At 39.3% G+C, this 2,091-nt stretch carries 5 protein-coding genes; 4 read left to right on the forward strand and 1 reads right to left on the reverse strand.

The annotated features are described in order from the left end of the window. Positions 1 to 190 precede the first annotated feature (190 nt). The 4 genes from NIES208_RS19960 to NIES208_RS18315 all read left to right on the forward strand — a co-directional run bounded on the left by NIES208_RS19960 (position 191) and on the right by NIES208_RS18315 (position 1,696). Positions 191 to 313: a DUF29 family protein gene (locus NIES208_RS19960; protein WP_075894422.1), complete on the forward strand. Its 123-nt coding sequence runs from the start codon at positions 191 to 193 to the stop codon at positions 311 to 313. 238 nt (positions 314 to 551) lie between these two features. Next, complete coding sequence (locus NIES208_RS18305) at positions 552 to 782, forward strand: DUF433 domain-containing protein (protein ID WP_075894423.1); 231 nt, start codon at positions 552 to 554, stop codon at positions 780 to 782. Then, complete coding sequence (locus NIES208_RS18310) at positions 779 to 1,111, forward strand: DUF5615 family PIN-like protein (protein ID WP_075894424.1); 333 nt, start codon at positions 779 to 781, stop codon at positions 1,109 to 1,111. The genes NIES208_RS18305 and NIES208_RS18310 overlap by 4 nt, the downstream gene beginning before the upstream one ends. Positions 1,112 to 1,144: 33 nt before the next feature. Then, positions 1,145 to 1,696: an REP-associated tyrosine transposase gene (locus tag NIES208_RS18315; RefSeq protein ID WP_075894425.1), complete on the forward strand. Its 552-nt coding sequence runs from the start codon at positions 1,145 to 1,147 to the stop codon at positions 1,694 to 1,696. Positions 1,697 to 1,803: 107 nt separating this feature from the next. Here NIES208_RS18315 and NIES208_RS18320 read toward each other — a convergent pair whose 3' ends face one another. Further along, entirely contained in the window at positions 1,804 to 2,016 is a 213-nt protein-coding gene (locus NIES208_RS18320) for a hypothetical protein (protein ID WP_139325105.1), read from the reverse strand. Between the last annotated feature and the right edge of the window lie 75 nt (positions 2,017 to 2,091).

Raw genomic sequence — 2,091 nt, forward strand, 5'->3', positions numbered from 1 at the left:
CGTGTCTCCTTTTCTCTAAAGAATTTTGGCTACATTCTTATCCATAACTGACGTTACTGTAGGCCTAAAACTATAGTCTTTTCCGTTAATTTCAAAATATTCGATCCCCTTAACTTCCCCTGTGAAAGGAGGATTTGCCTTTTCAAGTTGTCTCACAATTTTTTGAAATGGTAGGGCTAAAGCTGTAGGGATGCATTGTAGTGATGCACAAAAGTTTGCTTCCGAAGAAACAGGCTTAAGTGTAAATGTATTTCCTGATGAGTGCCCTTTTTCTCCCGAAGAAATTTTAGATATTGAATTTTTAGGAGAATGATGGCTACATAAAATTTAAAATTAATGCTTTTGTTTTGTTGCCTGATCATTTTCATTGTCTGTGGACATTACTAGAAGATGATCATGACTTTTCTATGAGAATGCGTCTCATCAAAACCCATGTCACTATCCAACAGAAAAAGACGCTTTGGAAAGTCTTGCAATAAAGGCATAAACTTTAAGTAACTCAGACTTTCTTCAAGTATCATAACAAGTGGACGATTTGGCAATTTATAGTTATGAATTATCAAAATATTATTACTATCGAATCGGATAAACGAGGAGGAAAGCCTTGTATTCGCCAAATGCGGATCACTGTTTATGATGTTCTTGGGTGGCTAGCATCGGGAATGTCTATTAATGAAATTCTTGATGATTTTCCTGAACTGACAGAAACGGATATCAGGGCTTGTTTAGAATTTGCAGCGGATCGTGAACATCGTTTAGTAGTCTCGGTTACTGCTGCATGAAATTATTGTTTGATCAGAATTTGAGCCGAAAGTTAGTTGATCGGCTAGCCGATATTTTTCCAGAAGCGAGCCATGTACAGTTTCATGGTTTGGCAGAAAAGACAGACACGGAAATTTGGGAATTTGCAAAGGAAAATGATTTTTGTATTGTGACTCAGGATGCTGATTTTCCAGAAAAAGTTCGATTATTAGGTGCTCCACCAAAAGTTATCTGGCTCAGATATGGAAATGCTCCCACCAAGACAATTGAAAGTTTAGTGCGTTCAGCTCATGAAGCAATTAATGAATTATTAACCAATGAAACTCTTTACTGCTTGGAACTACATTGAGTAAGGCGATCGCCGCCCTTTTTTCAAGCATTAATGTCAAACTATCGAAGACCAACAATCAGAGGCGGAACCTATTTCATTACTCAAGTCACTTATCAACGAATACCATGGCTTTGCACAGATTTAGGACGACAAGCGTTGCGAGAGGCGATCGCCAAAGTACGCCAAAAATATCCTTTTGAGATTAATGCTTTTGTTTTATTGCCCGATCATTTCCATTGTCTATGGACATTACCAGAAGATGATCATGACTTTTCTGTGAGAATGCGTCTCATCAAAACTCACGTGACGAAAAATCACGGCGATCGCCTGAATATTAACGAAACCATTTCACAATCGCGCCACAAACGAAAAGAAAAAAATCTATGGCAACGACGCTTCTGGGAACATTTAATCCGAGACGAAGAAGATTATGCCCGACATTGCGATTACATTCATTACAACCCCGTCAAACATGGATTGTGCAGTACAGCCCAAGAATGGCAATATTCGAGCATTCATCGCTTTATCTCAGAAGGAATTTATCCACCCGATTGGGGCAGTACCGAAATCGTAGAAAAACCCCACAGCATCTGGGATGAATAAAAAACAAAATTGTAGGGTGTGTTAGCGAAGCGTAACGCACAAAATTACTTTAGCAAACAAAAAGGCGCGTTGCATTGCATTGACGCACCCTACGGGACTGACGAGCATTATGTTGCTGCCCATTCCATAATCTTCCCTACGGCTATACCAATTACGCATATCATTCCAGTGAGAAACCAAAAACCTGAAGGTGCGGCAAAAAATAGAACGGCAGAAACACCGAGGCCAAACCAGCTAAACCCTTTTATTAATCTCCCTTTAACTCTTAAGCCACTACCCGTAAGTCCGACTTCAATACCATGTTCGTTTTTTTTACCCACAAGAATCAGCCTCATAAATCCAGGGTAATCGCATCAAAATAAAAGACAGGAAAGGGGTAAAGTAAAGGAGCTTAT

This window comes from [Limnothrix rosea] IAM M-220, assembly GCF_001904615.1.
Classification (GTDB): domain Bacteria; phylum Cyanobacteriota; class Cyanobacteriia; order Cyanobacteriales; family MRBY01; genus MRBY01.

Coding starts and splice junctions, on each gene's coding strand:
- NIES208_RS19960 (WP_075894422.1), top strand. CDS start 191: ATGCATTGTAGTGATGCACAAAAGTTTGCTTCCGAAGAAACAGGCTTA.
- NIES208_RS18305 (WP_075894423.1), top strand. CDS start 552: ATGAATTATCAAAATATTATTACTATCGAATCGGATAAACGAGGAGGA.
- NIES208_RS18310 (WP_075894424.1), top strand. CDS start 779: ATGAAATTATTGTTTGATCAGAATTTGAGCCGAAAGTTAGTTGATCGG.
- NIES208_RS18315 (WP_075894425.1), top strand. CDS start 1,145: ATGTCAAACTATCGAAGACCAACAATCAGAGGCGGAACCTATTTCATT.